The organism is Streptomyces sp. SID9727, assembly GCF_010550605.1.
Lineage (GTDB): Bacteria > Actinomycetota > Actinomycetes > Streptomycetales > Streptomycetaceae > Streptomyces.
On the sequence record NZ_JAAGNI010000310.1, the window covers coordinates 24,410 to 45,695 of the forward strand.

Genomic DNA, 21,286 nt, shown 5'->3' on the forward strand with positions numbered 1-21,286 from the left:
GCAAAGGGCCTTTGGGTCGGATCGGCGGGTCAGCGCTGTCGCCGCCGCGGGGTGCCGGCGGGCGCGGACTGTGCGGTCATGGCGGTCTTGGTGCGGCGTGGCGCTACCGGGGCGGATGCGGCGGGCGGGACGGCACGCAGGCCGGGGTCGAGGTCGACGCTGTAGCGGGCAGCGGCGAGCATTTCGGCGGCCCAGGTGGCGTGTTCGTTCTCCCAGGTGCGGCCCAGGTCGAACGGCAGCCGGATCCAGACGCCGCGCAAGGTGGGGTAGGTGTCAAACCCGGCTCGCTGAAGGACGCTCGCGGCGAAGCCGTCGACCGGGCCCTCGACGTCGACTTCGCCGCCCTGGCCGCGGGTGATGCGGATCGGCTCGTCGCTCATCGACTCCGTCCCTTCCCGACCGTCTGGGTCTGACCGCCCACCGGCACGGAGCCGGGCTGGGGCAGGAACTCAGGGAGGGCGGTGGTCGGGGCGCCGCGCTGCTGCGGGGATCGGGTGGCGGCTGCCTGCGCGATGCGGTTGCGGCGCTCCATCAGCCCGTTGCGCACGGCCGGCTGGGGCGGCGGGGCGCTGCGGCCGGGGTCGAGGCTGTAGTCGGCGTGGACTTCATAGCCGTGGCGCCGAAGATCGTGAACGGCCTGGCGGGTGCGGCGGATCCCGTCCTGCTCGGGGTTGGTGAGCCGGTACAGGCCCGGTGTGTCAGGTACGGGCTCGAACTGCTCGCGTACGAGGAACCAGTCGGCGAGGTGGGCGGGGATGTTCGCTGTGGCGGCGGCCACGAATCCGTGGTCGGGGTGAGCGCCGAAGCGGAAGTGGTCAGACAGGGGCGGATTCCTTCTGTGAGCGGTCAGCGTCGTGACGCTGGAGCTGGGGAGGCCGGTGGGAGCGCCGGAAGCGGATTTACCGTGGGCGGGGTGGCTGCGGACAGCGTGTGCGTCCCGGCCGGCTGTGCCGCCCGGACCTGCCGCTCGAATACCGCGGAGTCGGCGAGCCATGTCTGGATGGCCGGCAGTGCGGACATGCCGTACTCGGCGCGGACGTGGTGGTACTCGTGAGAGCGCAGTAGCCGCGGTATCGCGTGCAGATGGCTGCTCAGGGTGGTCTCTTCCTGCCGTACTGCTGCGTTGTCGGAGAGGGCGGCGCGCAGTCGTGTTAGTGCTGCTGCGTCGTCGGGCCATTCCGTGGTGGCTGGACGGCACTGGGCGAGCAGCTGTGGCCCGTGTTCGAGCACGGTGCGGAAGGCGATCCAGGCGTGGTCGGCGAAGGCGCGTTCCATGCTGCCGATGAGGCGGCTGCTGAGCGGCACGCCGTCGGTGTAGCGGCCGGTCGCCTTGATGGTCTGGAGCGTGTTGTGCTCCTTGCGGATCCGGTCCAGGGCGAAGAGGACGGTGTTCAGGTCCCGGTGGTGCAGGGCGTGGCGCAAGGACGGCAGGAATGAGCTGGTGATGGTGGTCGCTGCGCGGTCCGGCTCAGCGGGAAGGACCATGGTCTTCGGCGTGGTGGGGTCATCGAGGACGTCTTCCTTCTCGTCGTCGGTGAGCGCGCCGATGAGGTAGCCGGCCGAGTGGTTGGGCCGTTCGATCAGCAGCAGCTCCGTGCCTTTTCCGTCCTTGAGTACGGACGCGAAGGGGATGCGGTGGTCCTGGAGGGCGCGATGGATTTCGCCGGCCTCCCAGAGCTGGTACCAGAGGTCGTCCTGCCACAGCGGGTAGCTGTAGAGCTCCAGCTGGGCGGTCCAGGTGCCGGGCAGCCGGGCGGCGATCTCGGTGCCGATGTCGCCGAGGTAGGGGCGGGTGCTGGTGACGAGGGCGACGCCGTGTTCGGTGGCGTGGGCCGCCAAGGCGCTGGCGGTGCGGCGGGCCGCCTGAGTATCGGCGAGCGAGACGGCGTACGCGCCACCGGTCTGGCGGCTGAACCCGGCAGCTTCGAGAACCTGGTTGGCCTGCTTGTAGTTCTCGCCGGCTGCCATGGCGACGAGGCCGAGCGTGCGGCTGGTGCTGAGGGTGATCTCGGTGGAGGGGGTGGGCATCAAGGTCCTGGAGGGTCGAGCCCGCGGGCGACGTCGTCGAGGAGGACGGGGCTCAGCGGGTCTTCGGGGTGCGCTTGGGCTCGAGGCTGCGGGCGGGTTCGGCGGGTGATGGCCGCGCTGCGGGAGGCCGAGGCGACGGGACGTGCTGGATGTTCACCAGCGGCACGACGGCTTTGGGAAACGGGAACGCCGTGGAGCGCAGGATGGGCCGCGGATCGAGGGTCTTGGCGACGACGGCATGCATGAGGAAGTCGGGCGCCTGCTGGGTGAACGAGATGTCCCACAGGTGACCGAGGTCGTCCGGGGAGGCGGCCACATGCCAGGCGATGGCAGCGTCGCCGTGGATAGGCGGTGCCGGGGAGTCCTGCGGTCGGCCGATCACTGCTGCCTGTCCGTCGCGTGAGATGAATCCGGAGAGTCCAGAGGCGTCGAAGGGACTCCAGGCGTCGATGTCGACCAGCAGCTCGAACGGGCCGGGCTCGGTGCCGATTCCGTAGACGACGTGATCCGGATCGGCTTCCAGCTCGGCTGCCAGGGTGCCCAGGAGCGTGGCGACGAACTCGACCGGCACGGCGCCGCTGACACTGGTGCGCCATCGCTCGGCTGCGTCCTCGTCGCTACGGGCCGAGATCACCAGGTGGGGGCGTAGCCCCGCGGCCGTCTCGTCGTGGCGGATGGTGACGCGCCGGCAGGGACTGGTAACGGTCAACGACGAGTTGTCCGTCGCCGCACTCCACCCCGTCTCCTCGGCGAAGATGTCCAGGAAGTGGTGGTGAGTGGTGGGGAGGCTGGCGGCCAGGTAGCGGGGAGAGATGAGGACCTTCTCCGGCGAGCGGTCTTGAGCGGGGGTGTCGGGCATAGGTGCCTTTGGTGGGTAGGAGCGGGGCGGGTCGAGGGGCTCACCTACACGGAGGGGGAAGCGGCATCGCGTAGTGATGAGGACGCGTCGCGCAGGCTGATGCCAAATCGGTGTGCGAAGGCCCGCGCCCTTGCCTCCAGCTGGTCGTATGAGTCCTGCGCTGTCATCTGCCCGGGATGCTTGCGGTAGCGGTAGACCGGCACGGGCAGCACGATGCCCGGGGCGAGGCAAGTGACGGCGAGAGTGCAGTAGTCCTCTCCCTGGACGAGCCCGCCCATCGGAGCCGCGCGCACCAGGTCGGTGCGGGCCAGGAGGGTGGTCGGGCCGAGCGGGATGGTGTCGGCCGGGTCGTTCCAGTACCGCCACACGTCCCCGGCCTCGTGCCGACCCGGCGGCGTCGGGGGCCGCCACAGGGTCGTGGCCCCGTCGGGGTGGAGGTCTTGGCTGTACCCGGCGCACCAGCCCACCCCGGTCGCCTCCAGGGCGCGCAGTCGCAGCGCCATGGCGTCGTCGCAGAACTCATCGTCATCATCGGCCCAGTTCAGATACTCGGTCCGCACTTCCGTGAGCGCGAAGTTCCTGGCGCAGGCCGCGCCGACCGGGCGCGGCAGGGTGAGGGTGCGCACGCGCGGGTCGGCGGTGAGAGCGGCGGGAAGGCGGGCAGGGTCGGCGCCATCGAGGGCGACGATGGCCTCCCACGGCGCGCTCTGGCGGCACAGGCTGGCGTGCATGGCGGTGAAGAACGCGAGGCGATCCGAGCGGAGTTGGGTGGCGATGACCACGGTGATCTTCGGGTGCGAGTGCGGGGACAGCATGTTCTCCGGGCGGTGCGGCGGGCGGGGACGGAGCGGGATGGGCCGGGGCTAGCGGCGGGTGGTCTTGCGGGGTGCTGGTGCTGGTACGGCGGTGGCCAGGCGTGGGGCCGTTCGCGGCGCAACGATCGGAGCGGGCGTGTCCGGGTGCCACGCACTCGGATTCGTCGTGACTCGGCTGCGTGGGTCGGTGTCCCACGCGACGACGGGACCGCGGTCGTACGCCTGCAGGGCGATCACCTCGATGCCGTGTGGGTGCAGGACATACGCCCACTCCTCGGCGCCGATGCCGTCCTGCGTGACCAGAGTTCGCTCGTCCGGCGGGCCGCCCACGCAGATCACGTTGGTCATGTCTATCTGCCGGCTGGGGAAGTCCTCGCCCCCGGTCAGGGACCGGCGCAGTGCGGCGGGGGCGCCGTCGAGGAGATCGGTGCCCAGCTCGTCCCAACCATGAGGCACGTCGTCGATCAGGTGGCGGGCCATGGCCTCCACGTCACCGGCGAACCGGTACTGGCAGGCGGCCAGGAGGAGCGGCAGCTTGTTGTCAGGGGTGCCGTCGAAGTGGACGTGCACCCCGGTGAATCCGTCGGGAGTGGGGCGGGCGATGGCCGCGTTGGTGGACAGATCGGTCTCCTAAGAAGCCGAGGCGGGGTCAGTGCGTGCGAGGGCGCGTTGTGGGGCGTTCGGCGGGCTGGGCCGGGGACGAGGTGCGTGGGGCGACTTGGGGTGGTGTCGTGGCCGGGATGGGAAGGCCGGACTTCCACAGGCAGGCGGTGTCGCGGAACCGCGCGCGGGGATCAGCGCTCCATGCGACGATCGGGCCGCGTTCTACGCCGGGCGTGCTGATCACTTCGATGCCTTGAGGGTGGAGGACGTAGCCCCAGTTCAATCGGGACGACGTCCGCTCCGTGTAGACCGGCGGCGGGTGGATCGGATGCGGCGGGTATGGACGGCCGGGGTCGTCGCGGCCAGCACTCAGGTGCTGGCGCAGGGCATCGGGAGCGCCGTCCAGGAGTTCGGTGCCGATGTAGGACCAGCCGTCAGGAGCGCTGTCGACGAGGTAGGCGGTCAGGGCCTCGGTGTTGCCGGCGAACCGGTACTGGTGTGCGGCGAGGAGCAGGGGCAGGTGATAGCTGGGCTCGCCGTTCCAGTGGACGTACGTGCCGGCGTAGCCGGTGGAGGTGGGGCGGGCGATGACAGAGCGATTGGACAGAGGAGCCTTCCGGTGGTGAGCGGGTCAGCGGGCGGCTCGGCGGACAGCGGTTGGGGCAGGAACCCTCGCGACGGTGGGCGGGGGCTGCGCGGGTGCCGACCGGTTCGTGCGCCGGTAGGTGCTGGCCAGGTGGTCCTCGCCGAGGTAGACGAGTTGATCACCGAGTGCGGACAGCTCCTCGGCGTGCTGGCGGTAGCGTGCCGCGATGCTCGGTTCCTGGTTGTGCTCGCACCATTCGGCTGCGGTCTCCAGGAATGTGTGCAGCTCGCTCAGGCCACTGCGTCCGTCGCCGAGGACGGCCTGTGCAACGGTGTTCAACTCGGCTGCTGTGCGGACCCGGTAGAGATGGCGGGTCCAGTCGCTGATGCTCTGACCAGGCTCGCCGTCGGGGAGCGCGGTGCTGAACTTCCGTGCGTCGTGGGCCGCCCAGCGATGCAGGTCGTCGGCGGTCGGCCGGTCGTCCCGATGGGCCGTGATCTGCTCGGTGGTGCGGCCGACGTTGTCGTACAGCTCGAAGTCGGGGTGCGGCAGGGACACGGTTCGCCTCCTCCCGGTTACGCGCGGTCCGTGGCTGCGGAGCCGACGGGCGGGCCGGAGGCGTCGGTGCGGGCACACGTGTAGCCGATCAGGCGAGACGGGGCGGCCTTCGCGGGCACGGTGGCGGCATCGGCGCAGACGAACGTGTACGTCACCGAGGTGCGCGGGATGCCGTGGAGCCAGGCGTTGTCGTCCTTGTCCGGGTTGATCTGCAGCCCGGAGTGCGCGACGGCATCGGTTTGCGTGTGGGTGTGGGCGAACAGGACCAGTGCACTGCCGTCGCTGGTCTTCAGCGCGTAGGCGTCCTTGAAACGGTTGGTACCGCCGGCGAAGACGGTGGTGCCCAACTTCCCGTACTTGCGGGTGGTTTTGTCGTGGACCTTGATCTGCTGCTTGCTGGCCTTGGTCGGGTCGAAGACCTTGGTGCCGGTGTTCGTCCCGCCGGTCGAGAAGTTGTCGATCACCGCAGTGCGCAGCACGTTGGCGTCGGCGGCGAGCTGCTTGTTGCCGGTGGCGGCGACCGCGGTGGCGTAGCCGTCCTTGTCGAGGGCAATGTGTGGCAGCGTCGTGCTGTCGAGGTCGACGACGGAGACCAGCTCCCACCGCTTGTCCTTCGGCTGCTCGGCGAAAAGGGCGATGCGGCTGGGGTCCTTGTCCTTGTCCTTGTCGCTGGAGAGCGCGGCGGCGAACCAGCGGCCCTGGCCGGCTGTGAAGCGCGGAATGTACAGCTTGGCGCTGGCGGTGTCGTACGACCAGGGCTTGTACGGCTTGCGGTCGGCCTTGGGCAGGCCCTCGGTCTCGGTGTAGTCGGAGACGGACATCGCGTACGTCGGCCCGTCCTCGACGGTGTCGAGCAGGGCGCGGTCGCGCTGTGCGTTGGCCTTGTTATTGATCTTCGAGTAGTTGCTGATAACGGCGTGAGCCTGGTTCGCGCTGAGCGCGGGCACCGGCTTCGGCGCGGCGGTTGGGGTGGCGTTCTTCTTCGCGGACGGTGCCTCGTCGCTGCTGCACGCGGTGACGGCCCCGGTGAGTAGGGCGGCACAGACGAGCAGGGGAAGGGCACGGCGGGCGGTGTGGATGGGTGTGCTCCAGGGACTTGGTCGGGAAAGGATCAGCGGCTGCGGGCGGTGGCTGGGCGGGGCGGGGTGACAGGGATGGTGCTGGTCGTACTGGGGCTGCGGTTCGGTGCCGGCGCTGCGGCGAGCCGATCGGCCTGCTGATGGAGTCGACCGCCGGCCTGGTTCAGCCGGTGGCGGGTGCTGTCGATCCGGGCGCACAGCCGGGAGCGGGCAGAGGCGATGGCCGTGGCGCGCTGCGCGGAGCGGGGAAGGGAGCCGAGCTGGTGGAGGGCGCCGGCGTGGGCCACGGCTTCCCCGAGGTCGGCCAGGGCGTACCCCAGGGCGCCCACCGTGAGCGTGAGCTGGGCGACCGTGCGGCGGGTGATGTCGGCTTCAGGGCCGCGACCACGTCGGACGGTGCGCGCTGCGAAAGCTGCCGCGGTCGTGAGGTGGGTGATCAGTCCGGCGACGTCGCGGACGCGGTCGTCGAGGTCGTCGAGGTTGTCGACGCCGGAGTGCACCGAGTCGGTGAGCGGCAGCTCGTCGGCCGCGTTGTGGATGCGTTCGGCCAGCGAATGCAGCTGACTGACCTGGTCGTACGGGAAGGACAGATGGACTCCTGGAATGGTTCGGCGGAAATACTTGGTCAGCGAGTTCGGGGGCCTGGACGGCCGGGCGCCGGTACGCCAGGAGCAGGTGTCCCTGGAGGCTGAGGCAACTGTGCTCTCGCGGCAGACGTTCCATGCGGTGGTGCGCGGCGGCAGGGAGCCTCGCGCGGGGGTGAGGTTCTCGGTCCAGCGTTGGGAGCGCTGGGGTGGGTGCCGCCGAGGAGGGAGGGGGTGCCGTCGAGTTCGTCGAGCCACTTGAGGAGCTTCGGCAGGTTCTTGTCGGGCCCGTACGCGAGGTAGGTGCCGTCGGCGCTGTCGCAGCCGAACCACTCGGCGATCCCAAGACGAGCCCGGGAATTGACGCGGCCCATGTGCACGCTCTTGCCGCGGGCCTTCGCCTCGCGGGCCAGCCGTTCGGCGACGGGGCCGAGTTTCCATTCGGTCGATCCGGCCAGGAACAGGACGTCGATGCTGTCCCAGGGCAGCAACTCGGGTTGATCGCAGCCGTCCTGTGCTGCGTAGGCCGCGGGGACGCCCAGTTCACGAATGCGGGCCAGCCACGGCAGCGACTCGGTGAGGGTGCCGGCGGCGTCGAACGGCTGGTCCGGGGCGAGCGCCCACAGGCAGCGATCCGGCCCGTACCTCTCGACGGTCCGCGACAGCCAGGCGAACCATGCCTCGGTGCCGGGCCAGTAGCGGCCCTTGCCGTCGCTGCCGAACTTGGAGTTGTCGCAGGCGTACAGGGCGCCTTCGGGGATGCGGCTGCCTTGCGCCGGGGTGGTCATACAGCCGAGGCGTCCCGCGCTCATCGCGGCCCGAATGTCAGGCCCCGAGGGGGTGCCGAGGTAGCGCAGGGTGCACCTCCCCGGAGCCGCCGCAGATCGTCATCTGGGCGTCGGGGTGGTCAGCGGTGATGGCTGCGGACGGCCGTGGGGAGCGTGGGCGGCAGCACGGGGGGCATGTCCGGTGCGGAGTGGCGCAGGTTTACCCCGATGCCTTGCGCGGCGAGCCGGTGGGCGACTGCCTGAATCCGTAGAGCGCGGCCGTCCTCGCCGTACGCAGCGGGCAGCAGGAAGGCCGCCTGGTGCGGGTGGTACTGGAATCCGTGCGCGTACAGCGTCATCCGTGCCTGCTCCGGGACGCTCCCATACGGCGCCCCGAGTGCCCCGTCGTCGTACCAGGTCAGCGTCACCACCTGGGCAACCTGCGGTGGAGCCGGGCGGTGCGGGGGCTCGGGCTGCTCGGCGGCGTTGCGGCGTACGGTCTGCAGCGCGCGCTCGTACTGGGGAAGGAGCCGACGTGCGATGCGGGTGGAGGCGCGTACGGGGTCGTTGGGGACGGCGATGCCGTTCGGTTCGTCGACGCCGACGAAGTGGTGGGGCTTGAGATGGGCGTCGTCCGGCTCGAGCGGGGCGACGACGAACTGGTGCGGGTGCAGAGGGCGGTCGGTGATGTAGAGGCGTCGGCCGTCGGGTCCGTGCAGGACGGCGTCGTGGGTGAGGACGAACTCGCTGACCACCCAGTTGACATGACCGTGGTCCCAGACCTGGTTGGCGAGGGGGAACTGGTCTTTGTAGGCGGCGTGGTGGTGGTACTCGCTGTTCCAGATACCCGGCAGGCGGAAGGCCAGGTCGGTGGCGAAGGCGTTCAGGTCGGTGCGGGCTGGGGGCATGGGTTCCCGGTGGTGGTGGCTGAAACATCGCAGGTGGCAGCCGATGTGGTCGGAAATCTTGAAGTCAGTGCATGCGGGCGTCGGTGTCGAAGAGTGCCAACTCGTGCGGGTGCAGGAGGTGTTGCACGATGAAGCTGCGCCCCGCGACCTTCCAGAGCCCGCGTCCGCGGTTGAGGTGGGAGATCGCGTCGGCTTCCACGGACGTGAGTCCCAGCAGGGCTGCGGCAGCGTGGAGCTGGTCGGTCTCCTGGCGGTAGATGATGCGGGTGGAGCAGTCGGCGAGCAGGCCCTCGGCGAGTGCCCGGCCGCGGGAGCCGGCGTCTCCCGCGGTGAGCAGGTCGCTGAGCCGGTGGATGACCATGAGGTTGGCGATGCCCAGGCCGCGGCTGAGCTTCCACTGGGACTGCATGCGCGCGAGGAGGCCGGGGTGGCGCATCAGGCGCCATGCCTCGTCGTAGACGATCCAGCGCCGACCGCCGTTCGGGTCGGAGAGCGCGGATTCCATCCACGCGGAGGCGCAGGTCATGGCGAGCACCAGAGCGGTGTCGTCGCCCGATCCGCCCAGGCGTGACAGGTCGATGGTCAGCATGGGCGAGTTGGGGTCGAAGGCCACGGTGCTGGGGGCGTCGAACATGCCGGCCAGGTCGCCGTGCACCAAGCGGCGCATGGCGTGGGCCAGGTCGCGCGAGGCGTCGCCGAGGCGGCCGGACATGACGCCGCCGACCCGGTCGAGTTCGTCGGGGTTGTTGAGGGTGGCGGCGATGTCGCCGAGCAACGGTGTGCGTCCGCTCGCGGTGGCGCGGGCGACGACGGCGTCCAGGGCGACATCGAGGCCGGTGTGCTCCATCGGCAGCAGGTCCCGCCCGAGGACGGTGCGGGCCAGCGAGCCGAGCAGCAGCAGACGGCGCTTGCGGATTTCGCCAGCCCAGTCGGCTTCGGAGACGCTGTTGGGGCGCGGTGCGGCGTCCAGCGGATTGAGCTTGCCGGGCAGCCCGGGGCCGAGGGCGATGGAGGTACCGCCCAACGCCTGTGCCACGGGCGTCCACTCGCCCTTCGGATCACACGGGACATAGACGCGGTAGCCGAAAGCGATCGACCGCAGCGCGAAGCTCTTGGCCAGCGCTGACTTGCCCTGCCCGATCACCCCGGCCAACAGCACGTTCGGGTTGGTGAAGCCTTCGATCTTGCCGTACAGCGCGAACGGATCGAAGCAGAAGGACGCTTCGGCGTGCACGTCGCGGCCGATGTAGATGCCCTCGGCGCCCAGCCCGCCCTCGGCGAGGAACGGGTACGCGCCGCTCGCGGTGGCGGTGGTCATGCGGTGGGCAGGCAGCTTGATCTTGTTGTTGCGGGAGGACGCGGGGCCGGGGCGTCCGGCCGGCGAGAAGAGCGGCGCCGGCATCTGGTTCTCGGCTGCGCCGGAGCCGCTGGCATGGGCGGCAGCTTCGGTGCGGGCCTTCGCGGCGGCCTCGGCGAGTTGGCGGCGGGCGGCCTTGCGCGAGGCGCGGTCGGTGCCGTGCGGGGTGAACAGCGGAGAGGCGGAGGCGCGGCGGGCACGACGCGAGGGCCGATGGCTCATGGTGGGGTGGCTTTCACGTGACGGAGGTCAGGACGCACGGGGCAGATCAGACGCGCGGGGAGGCGCTGAATAGGAGCGGCTTGTGGTAGCCCGCGCCGTCGCCGGACCAGTCCAGCTCGATGTAGCCGTCCGCGAGGTACTGGTACTGGCCGCTGGCCTTGGTCTTCAGCGTTCCGGTCTCGTAGCTCCCGTTGCCGTTGCCGCTGCTGTGTTCGAGGGCGTGCTCCAGGTACGTGTAGTTCGCGTACTTCACGACCGGGTCCTTGCCCGCGGTGGACCGCTTGGTCTGCAGGTGGAAGCGCGCCTTGTTGAAGGTGAGGCTGCTGTGCTGGTTGGCCGCGTACGGGCCGTCCCAGGTGACCTTGGCCGTGGTGTAGATGTAGCCGCCGCTCCGCTTGGCGCAGAGCTGGACGTCGAAGTCCCAGTTGTCGGAATCGGGGCCGGTGTACGACGGGTCGTCGACGGTGTAGCTGCTGGTCTTGCAGTGGTAGCTGGCGGCGGAGGCCGGCGCGGCAGTGGCCAGGGCGGCGGTACCGGCGAGCGTGGCGACGAGGACGGCGGTGGAGGTGGAGCGCTTGAGCTTGCGCATGCAGGGCCTTTCGGTGATGGGTTACTGGGCGCAGGTCGTGGTGCGACCGGGTGCGGGGGCGCTGAGATCGGCCGGGGTGGTCTTGCGGCGCACGACGTGGCTGGCGGCGAGGTGGCGTTGGCAGATGGTCAGGACGGGCGGCCCCTCGGGGAGGCGCTCGGGGTGGCATTCGGTGCCGGGCTCGTTCGCCACGGGCAGGAGGTGGAAGGCGTCGTGAACGGCGGCGGTGGCTTGCCACAGGCGGGTGTGAGCGGTGGCGAGCTGTCGCCCGGCAGCGGGGTGCGGGGGCCGGGTGGTCTCGGTGAGCTGGTCGAGCAGCTGGTGCAGCGAGGTCAGGTGGGAGTGCAGCACGTCGAGGTGCGCGCGGTCGGCGGCCGTGGCCGAGTGATCTGGGCGCGGGGTGAGGGTTCGGGAGTGGTGGCGGATGCCGGCGCTGGCGGCCCGCAGGTACGGGTACGCGTCTCCGACGGGAATGGCAGAGGTCAAAGGGGGAATGGTTCCTTCCTGCCGAGCGGCAGGACGTCGGCGGTCGGCCGGAGTGCGGGGTTTACAGGGCCGTGCGGGCGAGGGGCAGGGCGCCGAGCGTGAACGCGTCGGGCTGCTGGAAGTTGAGCCTGCGCAGGTCGACCTGGGCGGTGACCGCGGCGGTCTCGATCTGCGCGCAGGCGGCATCGAGGAGCGCGTCCGTCTCGGCGGACACGGTGAGCAGTCCGGTCAGGGCGACGTCGGCGTGCCCGGCGATCAGCTGACGCTCGCGGGTTTTGACGTCCGCGTACTCGACACTGTCGGCTTCGGAGTCGACCTGTCCGCGCCGCGACCTTTCGTTGGCGTCGGCGATGATCGCAGCCTTCTTGCGCTGCACATCGCGCATCGCGGACTCGAGCCCCTGCGGCACGTATATAAGGGAGAGGGTGCGCCGGACCCCTGCGGTGAACATGAGCCCGTGCAGGAAGCCGGGGCTCGTCTCGGTGCGCGGCCAGTCCTCGACCCAGTAGGTGGCGTGCCGGGCGGAGTCCGTGGCGAGCCGGTCATACTCCTCGACCTGCACCACCGGGCCGGCCGCAGCGGGGTCCGCCTCGGCCCGCCCGGACTCCGACCACTGCTGCAGCGCGGAGAGCGCCTTGGGGTCGTAGGCGGTACGGATGACGGCGGCGATCTCGCGCGCCGAGAGCCATCCGGTCACCATCAGTCCGGCACTGCGCGCGGCCTGCGCGATCGAGGATGTCGTCTGCTCCATCACGGTGAAGGCGCCAGGCAGCCCGCCACCGGCCTGGCTGATCAGGCGCTTGGCGGCCTTCAGGTCGAGGGAGATCGCGAGGTACGCCTCGTGCGGGGCGGCGGCCGGTCCGGCGGAGGCGACCAGTTCGCTGTAGACCTGCCCGGCGACCGGGGTCTCGGGATGGCCCTGCTGGCTCCAGTGCCGGGCGAGGGTGTCGCCGCTGTCGGGGACGGTGCGCTCCAGGACCTGCACAGTGGCCACGTGTCCGGTACGGGCGATGCCGGCCAGGGCCCGCCCCCATCCGCCGACGTTGTGGTTCTGTGTGGCGGGGTCCAGCAGGGCGAAGGCGCGGCTGGAGACGCGGGCGATGGCCGTCAAGGTCTGCTGGTGCGGATCGTGGACGGCGGCGGCGCCGTTGGCGGAGTCGCCGGGGGTGACGACCCGCAGCGAGGCGGCGGTGCCGGGCAGGTGCAGGACGCCGTCCTGGCGGGGGCGGGTGACGGGTCGGGCGAGCCACAGGGTCTGTCCGGTGCGGCGCCGCCGTGTGAAGCGCAGGACGATCGGCGCCCAGTCGATCAGCGAGCGGCCGTGCCGGCGGATGGCGACAAGGGCGGCGACGACGGCCCACAGCGGGGTCAGGGCGATGGCGCCGAGCAGCCCGGTGGACACCACCGTGCCCAGCAGGAGCGCCAACGCGCAGGACACGAGTACGAGTTGCGGCAGCGAAAGGCCGAGCAGGATGCCGCGCCGGGAGCGGTGGGGGAATTTGACGGTGAGCGGTTGGACGGTGAGATCAGACAAGGGCCGTTCCGAGGGTGCGCGGGCGGTGGCCGGGGCGGCACGCGGCGAAGTGACGCGGCGCGTGCCACCCCGGAGTCGGGCAGGGGCTACAGGCCGGTGGGCGGGGGCGGCGGAGCGCCGGTCCCGCTGGTGTCGGCCGAGTTCGGTGCCGGCGGGGCGCCCTGCGGCGGGGGCGTGGAGGCGCCGGCGCCGGGCTGTGACAGGAAGCCGCTGCCACCGGTGGGCGCTGATGCGGAACCGTCGCCGCCCCCGGGTGCGCCGCCGACCTGGCCGCTGGTGTCGTCGCTGGGACTGGTCGGGGGTGGCTGGACGGCCTTCTCCAGACCGTTCTTGAGGCCGTCGCCTCCGGAACCCGGGGAGCTTTGGCTCTCCTGCCCACCGCTTCCCCCGGTGGGGTTGGCGGCGATGTCGCCGGGGAATCCGCCGCCGGCGGCCTCCGGTCCTGCGGCGCCCGCTCCGGCTGCTGCTCCGCCGGTTCCTGCGGTGGCAGCTGCGGCGGCGGCCTTGCGGCCCGCCTTCTCGGCGTGCTGCCGGGCGAGCTGAGCACCTGCGCCACCGGCGCGGTGGATCGATTCTCCGTCCGTGCCCTCGGCCGCCCAGTGGACAAATTTGAAGGTGGCGTACGGGCAGAGCAGCACCAGAACCATGACCACGATGCCTGCCATGACGTCGGCGAGGGCGCCCAGGCCGTCCTTGGCCTCGGTCTTGCCCATGGCGGCGATACCGAGGACGAAGATCACGGTCATCAGGAGCTTGCTGACGACGAGGGTGGCGGTGGCTTCGATCCAGCCGCGCCGCCAGCGGCGGGCGACCTCCCAGCCTCCGCCGGCCCCGGCGAAGATCGCGAGCGTGACCATGACGAGGATGCCGACCTTGCGGACCATCATCACGCACCAGTACATGAACGCGCCGATTGCGGCGCCGAGCCCGGCGAACACGGCGACGAGCCAGCCCAGACCGGCCAGTGAGGGGATCTGGGAGACCTTCACGATGCGGCGCACGGCTGTTTCGATGGACAGGTGTGATGCTTTGAACAGACCGGCCGACAACGCGTCGACCACCTCGATGGCGACGGTGGTCAGGGCGATGGCGGCGAACGCGAAGATCACGCCGCTGGCGGTGCCGGTGAACGCCTGGCTGAGAGCCTGCCCGTCACGTTTGACGGCGGCCCGGATGAGCTGCGCACAGAATGTGCCGACGAGGATGACCAGGCCGATCGGCAGCAGCATCTCGTAGTTGTCGCGGAACCATCCGGCATTCAGGTCGACTTTGGTGGTGGCGTCGACTGCCTTGGCGGCCAGGTCGGCTGCGGCGGCGGCGAGTTCGCCGGCGCTCTTGGCCATCCAGTCGCCGATGGCCTTGCCGGGGTCGGAGGCGAAGTCGACGGCCTCGCCGACGGCGCAGAGTTTGTCCGCTACGGGAAAGTCGCAGAAACCCAAGGGGAGTTGACCTCCTTATCGGTCGGTGAGGTGGGTCACTGCGTGACGCTGGGAGCGATGGCGGCCAGGGTGCAGTCGTGGTTGGGTCGGCACTGCACGGCGAGGGTCACGGCGCGGTCCTCGGCTCCGCCGCCGCCCTTCTTCCACTCGATCTGCTGCTTGCCGTTGACGGTGACGACGTAGATGTACGCCTCGGTGATCGCGGACGGGTCCTCGGCGAGGGCTTGCTTGAACGCGCCGGGGTAGTGGCCTTCGGTGACCGTGGCGCTGGCGTGCTGGTCCTGGTCGGTCATGCGCGACCACAGCAGCGGGTCGGGGACCTGGCCGGATACGGAGGCCCAGTCGGTGTACTTGGTTTCCTTGGTCATCCACGCGCGCATGCCGGCGAGCTGCTGGTCGCGGCTGGTGTCGCGGGTGTCGTAGGACCAGAGCATCGCGGCTGCGGCCTTGGCGAAGGCGACGGGTTCGGCGATCTGCGGAGGTTTGGGAACCGACCCCGACCCGGCCGCGGGCTTCGGTGCGGCCTCGGAGGGTGAAGAGCTGCTGTTCTGTGAAGGTGGGTCGGCGCTCTGGTGGTCTTCGCCGCGGCCGGTGAACCAGGCGGCGGTCGCGGCGAGAGCGAGGAGCGCGGTGATGACCAGGGCGACGATCGCGACGCGCTTGTTGGCCGACCAGGTCACGCCGTACTCGGACAGGGAGGGGAATCGTTTCGGCATCAGTGGACCTGCGACCCCAGGCCGGAGAAGAACGCCACGATGCCGTTGGCGGCGCCGAGGCCGAGCGCGGCGCCGGCCGCGACGACCGCGCCCTTCTTTCCGTTGGCCTCGGCCTGGTGGCCACCGGTGTGGTGACCCCAGGCCCACACGCCGAGGGACACGGCGAGGGCGCCGACGACGGCGATGATCCCGAACATGTTGATGCTGTTGACGACGTTCCTCAGCACGGACAGGCCGGGGAGGCCGCCGCCCTTGGGGGAGATGCCTGGGTCGTAGGCGAGGAGGACGGCGGCGCGATCTGCGAGAGGTATGGGCATAGGTGTGGCGGGGCTCCTTGCGTGCGCGGGCCGTGCAGGGGCCGGCGAAAAGGGAAAGAGAGAGGGGAGGGGGCGCTCGCGACGCGAGAAGGGAGGCGTCGGGCGCGGCCGGGGAGGAGTCCGGGAGGCGCGCAGCGTCAGAGGACGCGGCGGACGGCCAGAATGTCCCAGTCCTTGATCGGCGTGATCCGGACCGGTTTCGATGTGCGCGGCGCCTCGATGACGAGGCCCTCGCCCATGTACATGCCGACGTGTTCGGGCCGGGCCGCGGTGCCGCGGCTGAAGATCAGGTCACCGGGCTTGAGGTTCTTCGCCGAGACGGCCTTGCCCTCGCCCACCTGCGTGTACGTGGTGCGGGTGAGTTTGACGTCGGCGTGCGCGTACGCCTGCTGCATGAGCGAGCTGCAGTCGCAGCGGCCCATCGGGTCGGGGCCGTGGGAGTCGGTGCACGAGCCGCCCCACTGGTACTGGGTGCCGAGCTGGTGCATGGCCCACTCGATGGCCTTGCGGGCCTTAGGGTCGGCATCCTTGGGGATCTTGTAGCCCTTCGGGACGCTGCCCTCGGGGATCCGCCCGAAGGACGTGCCGTCCTTGTCGGGTGCGCACCCTCCGGTAGTGGCCTCGGTGTCCTTGTCCTTGGTCGAGTCCTTGGCGGGTTCGTCCTTGTCGGCGTTCGGGAACGTCTTGGCGATGGCGGTCTGCAGCGCGGTGGCGAGGTCCTCCCACTGCGCGTAGGCGTCGGGGTAGCCGGACTTCTGGACGGCCTGTGCGGCTTGGGTGACCTTCATCTGCTGCCAGCCGTCGACCTTCAGCAGGCGCTTGTAGAACTGCTCGCTCGCATAGACGGGATCGCGGATCTGCTGCGCGGTTCCCCACCCCTGGCTGGGGCGCTGCTGGAACAAGCCCAGGGAGTCGCGGTCGCCCGAGTTGAGGTTGCGCAGCCGTGACTCCTGCATCGCGGTGGCAATCGCGATGACCTGGCCCTTCTTGGGTACGTCCAGGCTGATGCCGGTGGCCACGATGGTCTGCGCGTTGGGGATCTGCTCGGCCGGAAGGTCCAGGCCCTGGATGTGGACGTCCTTGCCGTCAGCGCCGTCGAGGAGCTTGGTGACCTCCTTGGTCACTTCGCCGGTGTCGATGTCGGTCAGGCATCCGCTGAAGGAGGCGGTGGTGGAGGCTTCGCTGGAGGACGCCATCATCATGGCGGTGCCGGCGAGCAGGAGCGGGGAGAGGACGACGACGCCGATGCCGGCGGCTATGCCCTTCAATCCGGTCCGCCTCCCGGAAGGCGGTCACGGGCCGGCGGACGGATCGCGGGCAGGGGAGGGTAGAGCGATGTCACAGCGTGGTCCTTGGTGAAGTCCCGGCGGCGCGTGCGTCGTTGAGGAAAGGGCGCGACGTCCGGGTGGTGGGTAATTCGGGTGGAGCCGGTGCTGGTGCGAGTTGCCGCTCGCACCAGCACGGGGCGTCGGGTCAGGTGTGCCAGGGCATGGGGGAATACCTCCACGAACACAGGGGCTGGGATGTGCCATCGGCGGTGTCCGCCGGGCAGTTCCAAAACAGTAAGGGCGGATCCCCGGTTGCCGAAATCGTTCGTGATCAAGGCTCTATTTCGGGGTTTTCGGCGGCGATAGGGCTCAACCGGGGATCGTGCCCTACAGTTTTGGCTCCTCCCCTCGCCCCCTCACGTCGCAGACCGCGGAGCCGTCCGCCCGCATTCGGTCCTGTGGGGTCGTCCAAGCGAGCTGGAGCGTCTCTCCCTCATCTCACCTGACCCGAATTGGGGTATCTCTTTGCCTTTTTCCCTGCACCAGGGCGACGCGCTCGGCGTCCTCGCCGAGCTGCCCGACAACTGTGTCGACTCCGTCATCACCGACCCGCCGTACAACAGCGGCGGGCGGACGGCGAAGGAGCGCACCTCCCGGTCCGCGAAGCAGAAGTACACCTCGGCCGACGCCGGCCACGAGCTGCCGGACTTCACCGGCGAGAACATGGATCAGCGCAGCTACGGCTTCTGGCTGACGCAGATCATGACCGAGGCGCACCGGCTCACCAAGGTCGGCGGCACCGCGTTGATCTTCACGGACTGGCGGCAGCTGCCGATCACCACGGACGCCATCCAGGCCGCCGGCTGGCTGTGGCGCGGCGTCCTCGCCTGGCACAAGCCGCAGGCGCGGCCCCAAAAGGGGCGTTTTACCCAGAATTGTGAATTCATCGTCTGGGCGTCCAACGGTCCGATCGACGCGGCCCGTAACCCGGTCTACCTGCCGGGTCTCTACAGCGCTTCGCAGCCCAGCGGCAAGGCGCGCCAGCACATCACGCAGAAGCCGGTCTCGGTCATGCGGGAGCTGGTACAGATCGCCCCGCCCGGCGGCACGGTGCTGGACTTCACCTGCGGATCCGGCTCGACCGGTGTCGCGGCGCTGCTGGAGGGCCGCGACTTCATCGGTGTCGAGAAGACCAAGCAGTACGCCGAGATTGCTGCCGACCGCCTCACCGAGACGATGCAACAGACCCTTACTCAGAATGACTTGACGCTGGTCGTCTGAGACGGATTCTGCCGTGCGGCGCGGGGTTCAGCATGTCCCGAGCGTGTTCGCGTCGCGCCGCACGGAGCGTTATAGCAGCGAATCCCCGGTTACGGAAACCGGGGATTCTCTGGATGGTTGGAGCCGCAATCGACGCTCTATGGCTGCGGCCCAAGGAGGCCCCTTTTCGTGTCTGAATCCATAAATCCCCCGGAAGATGCGGAGACGGACCCGGTCCGGATACCCGAAAGCCCTCGCCTATCGGATAGCGAAGAGATGGAGCCGGTCCGGGTCCCGGAGTCCCATCTGGCAAGCATGCAGGCGGACATGGCGAAGCTGATGGATCTGGCCGCGCAGCACGATCGGCAGATCGACGACCTCTCGGCCGCGCCACCGGCACCGGACTCGCCGTTCGCCGCCTACGGGCTGCCCAGCTTCGCGGGCCTGCCGCCCGCTTCGGCGCCACCCGAGCCGCGTCCGATTCTCGAGCTGGAGGACGAGGAGTACGAAGACGAACTCGACGCCCTGTCCGACTGGGTTGATGACTTCCTCATGCGCGTCTACGGGGCGGAGGTCACCACCGCCGCCCCGTGGTGCGAGCAATGGCAGGAGCACGACGACGTCGTCGCCTGGCTGCACGCGCTGTGGCTGGCCTACCAGCAGCACAAGGACGCCGAAGCCGGACTGTCCGGCTTGTTCGTGTGGCACCGCGACTTCCTCACCCACGCCATGGCCACCGTCCGCGCCGCTGGTGGACCACTGTCCGCGTGCATGACCGACCCGGACCGGCCCGCACACCGTCTGCTCCCCGGCCCTCGCCCCTCGAACCGGACCACCTCCGCGATCGAGGAGCCCGACGAGCCCGAGGACCGCGTGGACCATGAGGAGACCGGCGAGCCGGGTCAGGCAAGCGGATGACCGACCGAGAGGACCGGCCGGCATACGGCCTGTCCTTCGACCCCCGCGCCCTGACCGATCTCCTGCAAGCCCCCGTCGACATCCGCGACCTGGCACTCGCCCAGCTCCAGGACATCGTCAACGCCCGTCTCCACGGTGCCAAACTCACCCGCGATCTCGCCGGATGCCGCAAGGTCTACTTCGACCACCGGGCGCAGTGGCGCATCGTCTACGCCCAGCGGCCGGCGCCCGCGAACTCCACACACACCACTGAGATCCACGTCGTGGCCATCCGCCCGCGCGAAGCGCACGACGTGTACGACACCGCCCGCGCCCGCCTCGGTATTAGCCGACGCCCGCTGGGCGAGCGCACCCACGCGGCCCGCACCCGCTCGCCGCAGCTGGGCACCCGCCCGCCCGTCCCCAAGCCGGGACCACCGCGCTCCGCGATGCCCGGCCTTCCCCAACCCGCACAGCCCCCGACCCTGAAGGGCCCCGTTCGTTGACGCAGTTCCCCACCCTGATCGACCAGGTAGCCGCAGCCGTACTGGCGCCGGCCCAGGCCATTGAGAACCCGCACCACCGCGCCATCCTCGACACCTTCGTCGAGATCCAGGAACTCGACCGACAGCTCGCCGAGCTCGCGGAAGCCGAGCTTCCCGCCATCAGCCCCACTGAGCAGCTGAACACCCTGACCGACCTGCTGGTTGAACGGATGGCTGCCGGCGCCGCCCTGAGCGCACTGTTGTCCACTTCTTGCTGCTGCGCAGCCGCGTACTCGCCCGAGTACGAACCGCTGGACGACGAAGAGCCTCACTTCGACCCGGAATTCGAGGAGTTGTACGACTTCGAGGATCCGAACGGTCTCGACGACTTCCACGACGGTGCGTGCGAGGAGTTCCTGTCCTGCCCCAGTCGCCCGCAGACGATCGTCCACGCCTGCCTCGCTGTCTTCGACGACGAGGGCGCCCCGGAGTACGTGAGTACCGCGGAGCTGGTCGAGCGCCTGCGTGATCTGCCCGGCCAGGCCGAGGAGCGCTGGAGCTACGCCGACCTCACCCCGCTGCGGCTGGGCCTGCTGCTGCGCGGCTACGGAGTTCAGCCCTGCAAGCCGCGCGCGGCCGACGGCAGCCGCTACCGTGCCTACCGGCGCGCCGACCTGCTGGCCGCCCGCCCGAACTGCTCCTGCTGAGGCATCCCGCCCTCGCGCACACCCGGCGGGTGACGGAGGCGGACTGGGACCTGGTCGCGGCCCTGCACGCGCAGTGCTCCGAGCAGAACCTGCTGCGCCGCTGGGGCCGCACCCACCTGGCACCCCGCGACCTGTCCCGGCTCCTTGCCCAGGCGCAGTGCTGGATCGGGCTCGGCGCAGACGAGCGGCCGGTGGCCCTGGTCTGCGCCGGGCCCGTCACCCGGGAGCCGGGGGTCTTCGACCTCGGACTGCAGGTCGTCGACCACCACCAGCGCCAGGGCATCGGCATGGCATTGGCCCGGCAAGCCGCCTTCCTAGCCCGCGCGCACGGAGCCCACACCCTCTCCGCGTTCACCCAGGCATCCAATGCGCCCATGCTCCGGCTCCTCGACCGGCTCGGCCCGACGTCGCACACCCGCGACGGCCCGTACGTCGAGGTCCGCGTCGCCCTGGACGCGCTCGCCCCGGACCCAGAAACCGCTCCGTCATGACGCGACCCCCGCCCGACGGGTTGGTGCCCACCGCCCTCGACCAGCGCATCGAGGCCGCCGTCGGATACGGCATCGAGGAGCTGCACCGGCACCGCCACAGCGGACTCCTCGACGTACCGCACGCCACCCTGGCCGACGCGCACCGTGAACTGGCTGCGGCCGAGCGGGACGTCACCTTCCACCGCGCCCGTCTCGCCCGCCTCGCCGCCGGCGAACTCCCCGTTGACCAGGCGCTGTTCGCCTCGATTGACCGTGCCCTCGGCCAGCTCGCACAGGCCGCCGACGTACGCAATGCGAAGCAGGCCACCGCCGCCCAGGCGCTGTGGCCGATCGAGACCGCCGCTCCCCGGAAGGCGCCACCGCACCTCGCGACGAAGGATGTCGCGGCCCTGCTCGCCATCGCCCAGGGCGCCAAGTTGCACGAGCACCTCGTCACCCACCGCCTCGCCGTGGCGACCTCCACGCGCACCCGGATCTCCTACCCCCAGCTCCAGCGCCTGGAGGCCATGGGACTGGTGGTCCGCGACACCACGCACCCGGTGCAGGCAGGTCAGCCCGTCGCGCTCACCGATATCGGCCGCGCTGCGCTGACCGCACCCCGCCGCTCCGGCCCGCCCGGCACCACGCCCGCGCTCCACCCGCCGGCCTTTCCCGCCGTCTCCCGAACACGCCGCTGAACAGCGCATCCGTCCCACGCGCATGAAGTCGCAGGCGTCACGACCGAAAGCACC

25 protein-coding genes are annotated in these 21,286 nt (G+C 70.3%); 6 read left to right on the forward strand and 19 right to left on the reverse strand.

What is annotated here, in order from left to right:
* Nucleotides 1–29 precede the first annotated feature (29 nt).
* The 19 genes from G3I41_RS20520 to G3I41_RS20610 all read right to left on the reverse strand — a co-directional run bounded on the left by G3I41_RS20520 (nt 30) and on the right by G3I41_RS20610 (nt 16,715).
* On the reverse strand, nt 30–380 hold the full coding sequence (locus G3I41_RS20520; protein ID WP_164401846.1) for a hypothetical protein: 351 nt from the start codon (nt 378–380) through the stop codon (nt 30–32).
* Nucleotides 377–778, reverse strand: a complete 402-nt coding sequence (locus G3I41_RS20525; protein WP_164401847.1) for a hypothetical protein — start codon at nt 776–778, stop codon at nt 377–379. Before G3I41_RS20525 ends, G3I41_RS20520 begins: the two co-directional genes overlap by 4 nt.
* A gap of 68 nt (nt 779–846) precedes the next feature.
* Entirely contained in the window at nt 847–2,028 is a 1,182-nt protein-coding gene (locus G3I41_RS20530; RefSeq protein ID WP_203601388.1) for a hypothetical protein, read from the reverse strand.
* A 52-nt stretch (nt 2,029–2,080) separates the two neighbouring features.
* Nucleotides 2,081–2,887, reverse strand: a complete 807-nt coding sequence (locus G3I41_RS20535; RefSeq protein WP_164401848.1) for a DUF317 domain-containing protein — start codon at nt 2,885–2,887, stop codon at nt 2,081–2,083.
* Between the two features lie 44 nt (nt 2,888–2,931).
* Entirely contained in the window at nt 2,932–3,702 is a 771-nt protein-coding gene (locus tag G3I41_RS20540) for a glycosyltransferase (RefSeq protein WP_343242189.1), read from the reverse strand.
* Between the two features lie 48 nt (nt 3,703–3,750).
* Complete coding sequence (locus G3I41_RS20545; protein WP_164401849.1) at nt 3,751–4,272, reverse strand: hypothetical protein; 522 nt, start codon at nt 4,270–4,272, stop codon at nt 3,751–3,753.
* Nucleotides 4,273–4,936: 664 nt separating this feature from the next.
* Nucleotides 4,937–5,449: a hypothetical protein gene (locus G3I41_RS20550; protein WP_164401850.1), complete on the reverse strand. Its 513-nt coding sequence runs from the start codon at nt 5,447–5,449 to the stop codon at nt 4,937–4,939.
* A 17-nt stretch (nt 5,450–5,466) separates the two neighbouring features.
* Nucleotides 5,467–6,396: a hypothetical protein gene (locus G3I41_RS20555; protein ID WP_164401851.1), complete on the reverse strand. Its 930-nt coding sequence runs from the start codon at nt 6,394–6,396 to the stop codon at nt 5,467–5,469.
* A gap of 164 nt (nt 6,397–6,560) precedes the next feature.
* Complete coding sequence (locus G3I41_RS20560; RefSeq protein ID WP_164401852.1) at nt 6,561–7,028, reverse strand: hypothetical protein; 468 nt, start codon at nt 7,026–7,028, stop codon at nt 6,561–6,563.
* A 125-nt stretch (nt 7,029–7,153) separates the two neighbouring features.
* Nucleotides 7,154–7,900 (reverse strand): hypothetical protein, encoded by a 747-nt coding sequence (locus G3I41_RS20565; protein ID WP_164401853.1) that lies wholly within the window; start codon nt 7,898–7,900, stop codon nt 7,154–7,156.
* Between the two features lie 119 nt (nt 7,901–8,019).
* A complete protein-coding gene (locus tag G3I41_RS20570) occupies nt 8,020–8,787 on the reverse strand; it encodes a hypothetical protein (protein WP_164401854.1) in 768 nt (255 codons plus the stop codon).
* A gap of 64 nt (nt 8,788–8,851) precedes the next feature.
* On the reverse strand, nt 8,852–10,366 hold the full coding sequence (locus G3I41_RS20575; protein ID WP_164401855.1) for an ATP-binding protein: 1,515 nt from the start codon (nt 10,364–10,366) through the stop codon (nt 8,852–8,854).
* A gap of 46 nt (nt 10,367–10,412) precedes the next feature.
* A complete protein-coding gene (locus tag G3I41_RS20580) occupies nt 10,413–10,955 on the reverse strand; it encodes a hypothetical protein (protein ID WP_164401856.1) in 543 nt (180 codons plus the stop codon).
* A gap of 21 nt (nt 10,956–10,976) precedes the next feature.
* Nucleotides 10,977–11,441 carry a DUF6238 family protein gene (locus G3I41_RS20585; RefSeq protein WP_164401857.1) on the reverse strand — a complete coding sequence of 155 codons (465 nt, stop codon included), beginning with the start codon at nt 11,439–11,441 and terminating at the stop codon, nt 10,977–10,979.
* Between the two features lie 61 nt (nt 11,442–11,502).
* Nucleotides 11,503–12,975 (reverse strand): PrgI family protein, encoded by a 1,473-nt coding sequence (locus G3I41_RS20590; RefSeq protein WP_164401858.1) that lies wholly within the window; start codon nt 12,973–12,975, stop codon nt 11,503–11,505.
* Nucleotides 12,976–13,061: 86 nt separating this feature from the next.
* Entirely contained in the window at nt 13,062–14,414 is a 1,353-nt protein-coding gene (locus G3I41_RS20595) for an ATP-binding protein (protein ID WP_164401859.1), read from the reverse strand.
* Between the two features lie 35 nt (nt 14,415–14,449).
* Complete coding sequence (locus G3I41_RS20600; protein ID WP_164401860.1) at nt 14,450–15,130, reverse strand: hypothetical protein; 681 nt, start codon at nt 15,128–15,130, stop codon at nt 14,450–14,452.
* Nucleotides 15,130–15,447: a DUF6112 family protein gene (locus G3I41_RS20605; RefSeq protein ID WP_040247165.1), complete on the reverse strand. Its 318-nt coding sequence runs from the start codon at nt 15,445–15,447 to the stop codon at nt 15,130–15,132. The genes G3I41_RS20600 and G3I41_RS20605 overlap by 1 nt, the downstream gene beginning before the upstream one ends.
* A 137-nt stretch (nt 15,448–15,584) precedes the next feature.
* Nucleotides 15,585–16,715 carry a C40 family peptidase gene (locus G3I41_RS20610; protein WP_164401861.1) on the reverse strand — a complete coding sequence of 377 codons (1,131 nt, stop codon included), beginning with the start codon at nt 16,713–16,715 and terminating at the stop codon, nt 15,585–15,587.
* A 525-nt stretch (nt 16,716–17,240) separates the two neighbouring features.
* Between G3I41_RS20610 and G3I41_RS20615 the strand changes: the two genes are divergently transcribed.
* The 6 genes from G3I41_RS20615 (at nt 17,241) to G3I41_RS20640 (ending at nt 21,232) form a co-directional block, all read left to right on the forward strand.
* Complete coding sequence (locus G3I41_RS20615; RefSeq protein WP_164401862.1) at nt 17,241–17,996, forward strand: site-specific DNA-methyltransferase; 756 nt, start codon at nt 17,241–17,243, stop codon at nt 17,994–17,996.
* A 306-nt stretch (nt 17,997–18,302) separates the two neighbouring features.
* On the forward strand, nt 18,303–18,893 hold the full coding sequence (locus G3I41_RS20620) for a DUF4913 domain-containing protein (RefSeq protein WP_239081745.1): 591 nt from the start codon (nt 18,303–18,305) through the stop codon (nt 18,891–18,893).
* On the forward strand, nt 18,890–19,378 hold the full coding sequence (locus G3I41_RS20625; protein WP_164401863.1) for a hypothetical protein: 489 nt from the start codon (nt 18,890–18,892) through the stop codon (nt 19,376–19,378). The genes G3I41_RS20620 and G3I41_RS20625 overlap by 4 nt, the downstream gene beginning before the upstream one ends.
* Complete coding sequence (locus G3I41_RS20630) at nt 19,375–20,064, forward strand: DUF3631 domain-containing protein (RefSeq protein ID WP_164401864.1); 690 nt, start codon at nt 19,375–19,377, stop codon at nt 20,062–20,064. Before G3I41_RS20625 ends, G3I41_RS20630 begins: the two co-directional genes overlap by 4 nt.
* 29 nt (nt 20,065–20,093) lie before the next feature.
* Entirely contained in the window at nt 20,094–20,555 is a 462-nt protein-coding gene (locus tag G3I41_RS20635; RefSeq protein ID WP_164401865.1) for a GNAT family N-acetyltransferase, read from the forward strand.
* Nucleotides 20,552–21,232 carry a hypothetical protein gene (locus G3I41_RS20640; protein ID WP_203601391.1) on the forward strand — a complete coding sequence of 227 codons (681 nt, stop codon included), beginning with the start codon at nt 20,552–20,554 and terminating at the stop codon, nt 21,230–21,232. The genes G3I41_RS20635 and G3I41_RS20640 overlap by 4 nt, the downstream gene beginning before the upstream one ends.
* Nucleotides 21,233–21,286 lie beyond the last annotated feature (54 nt).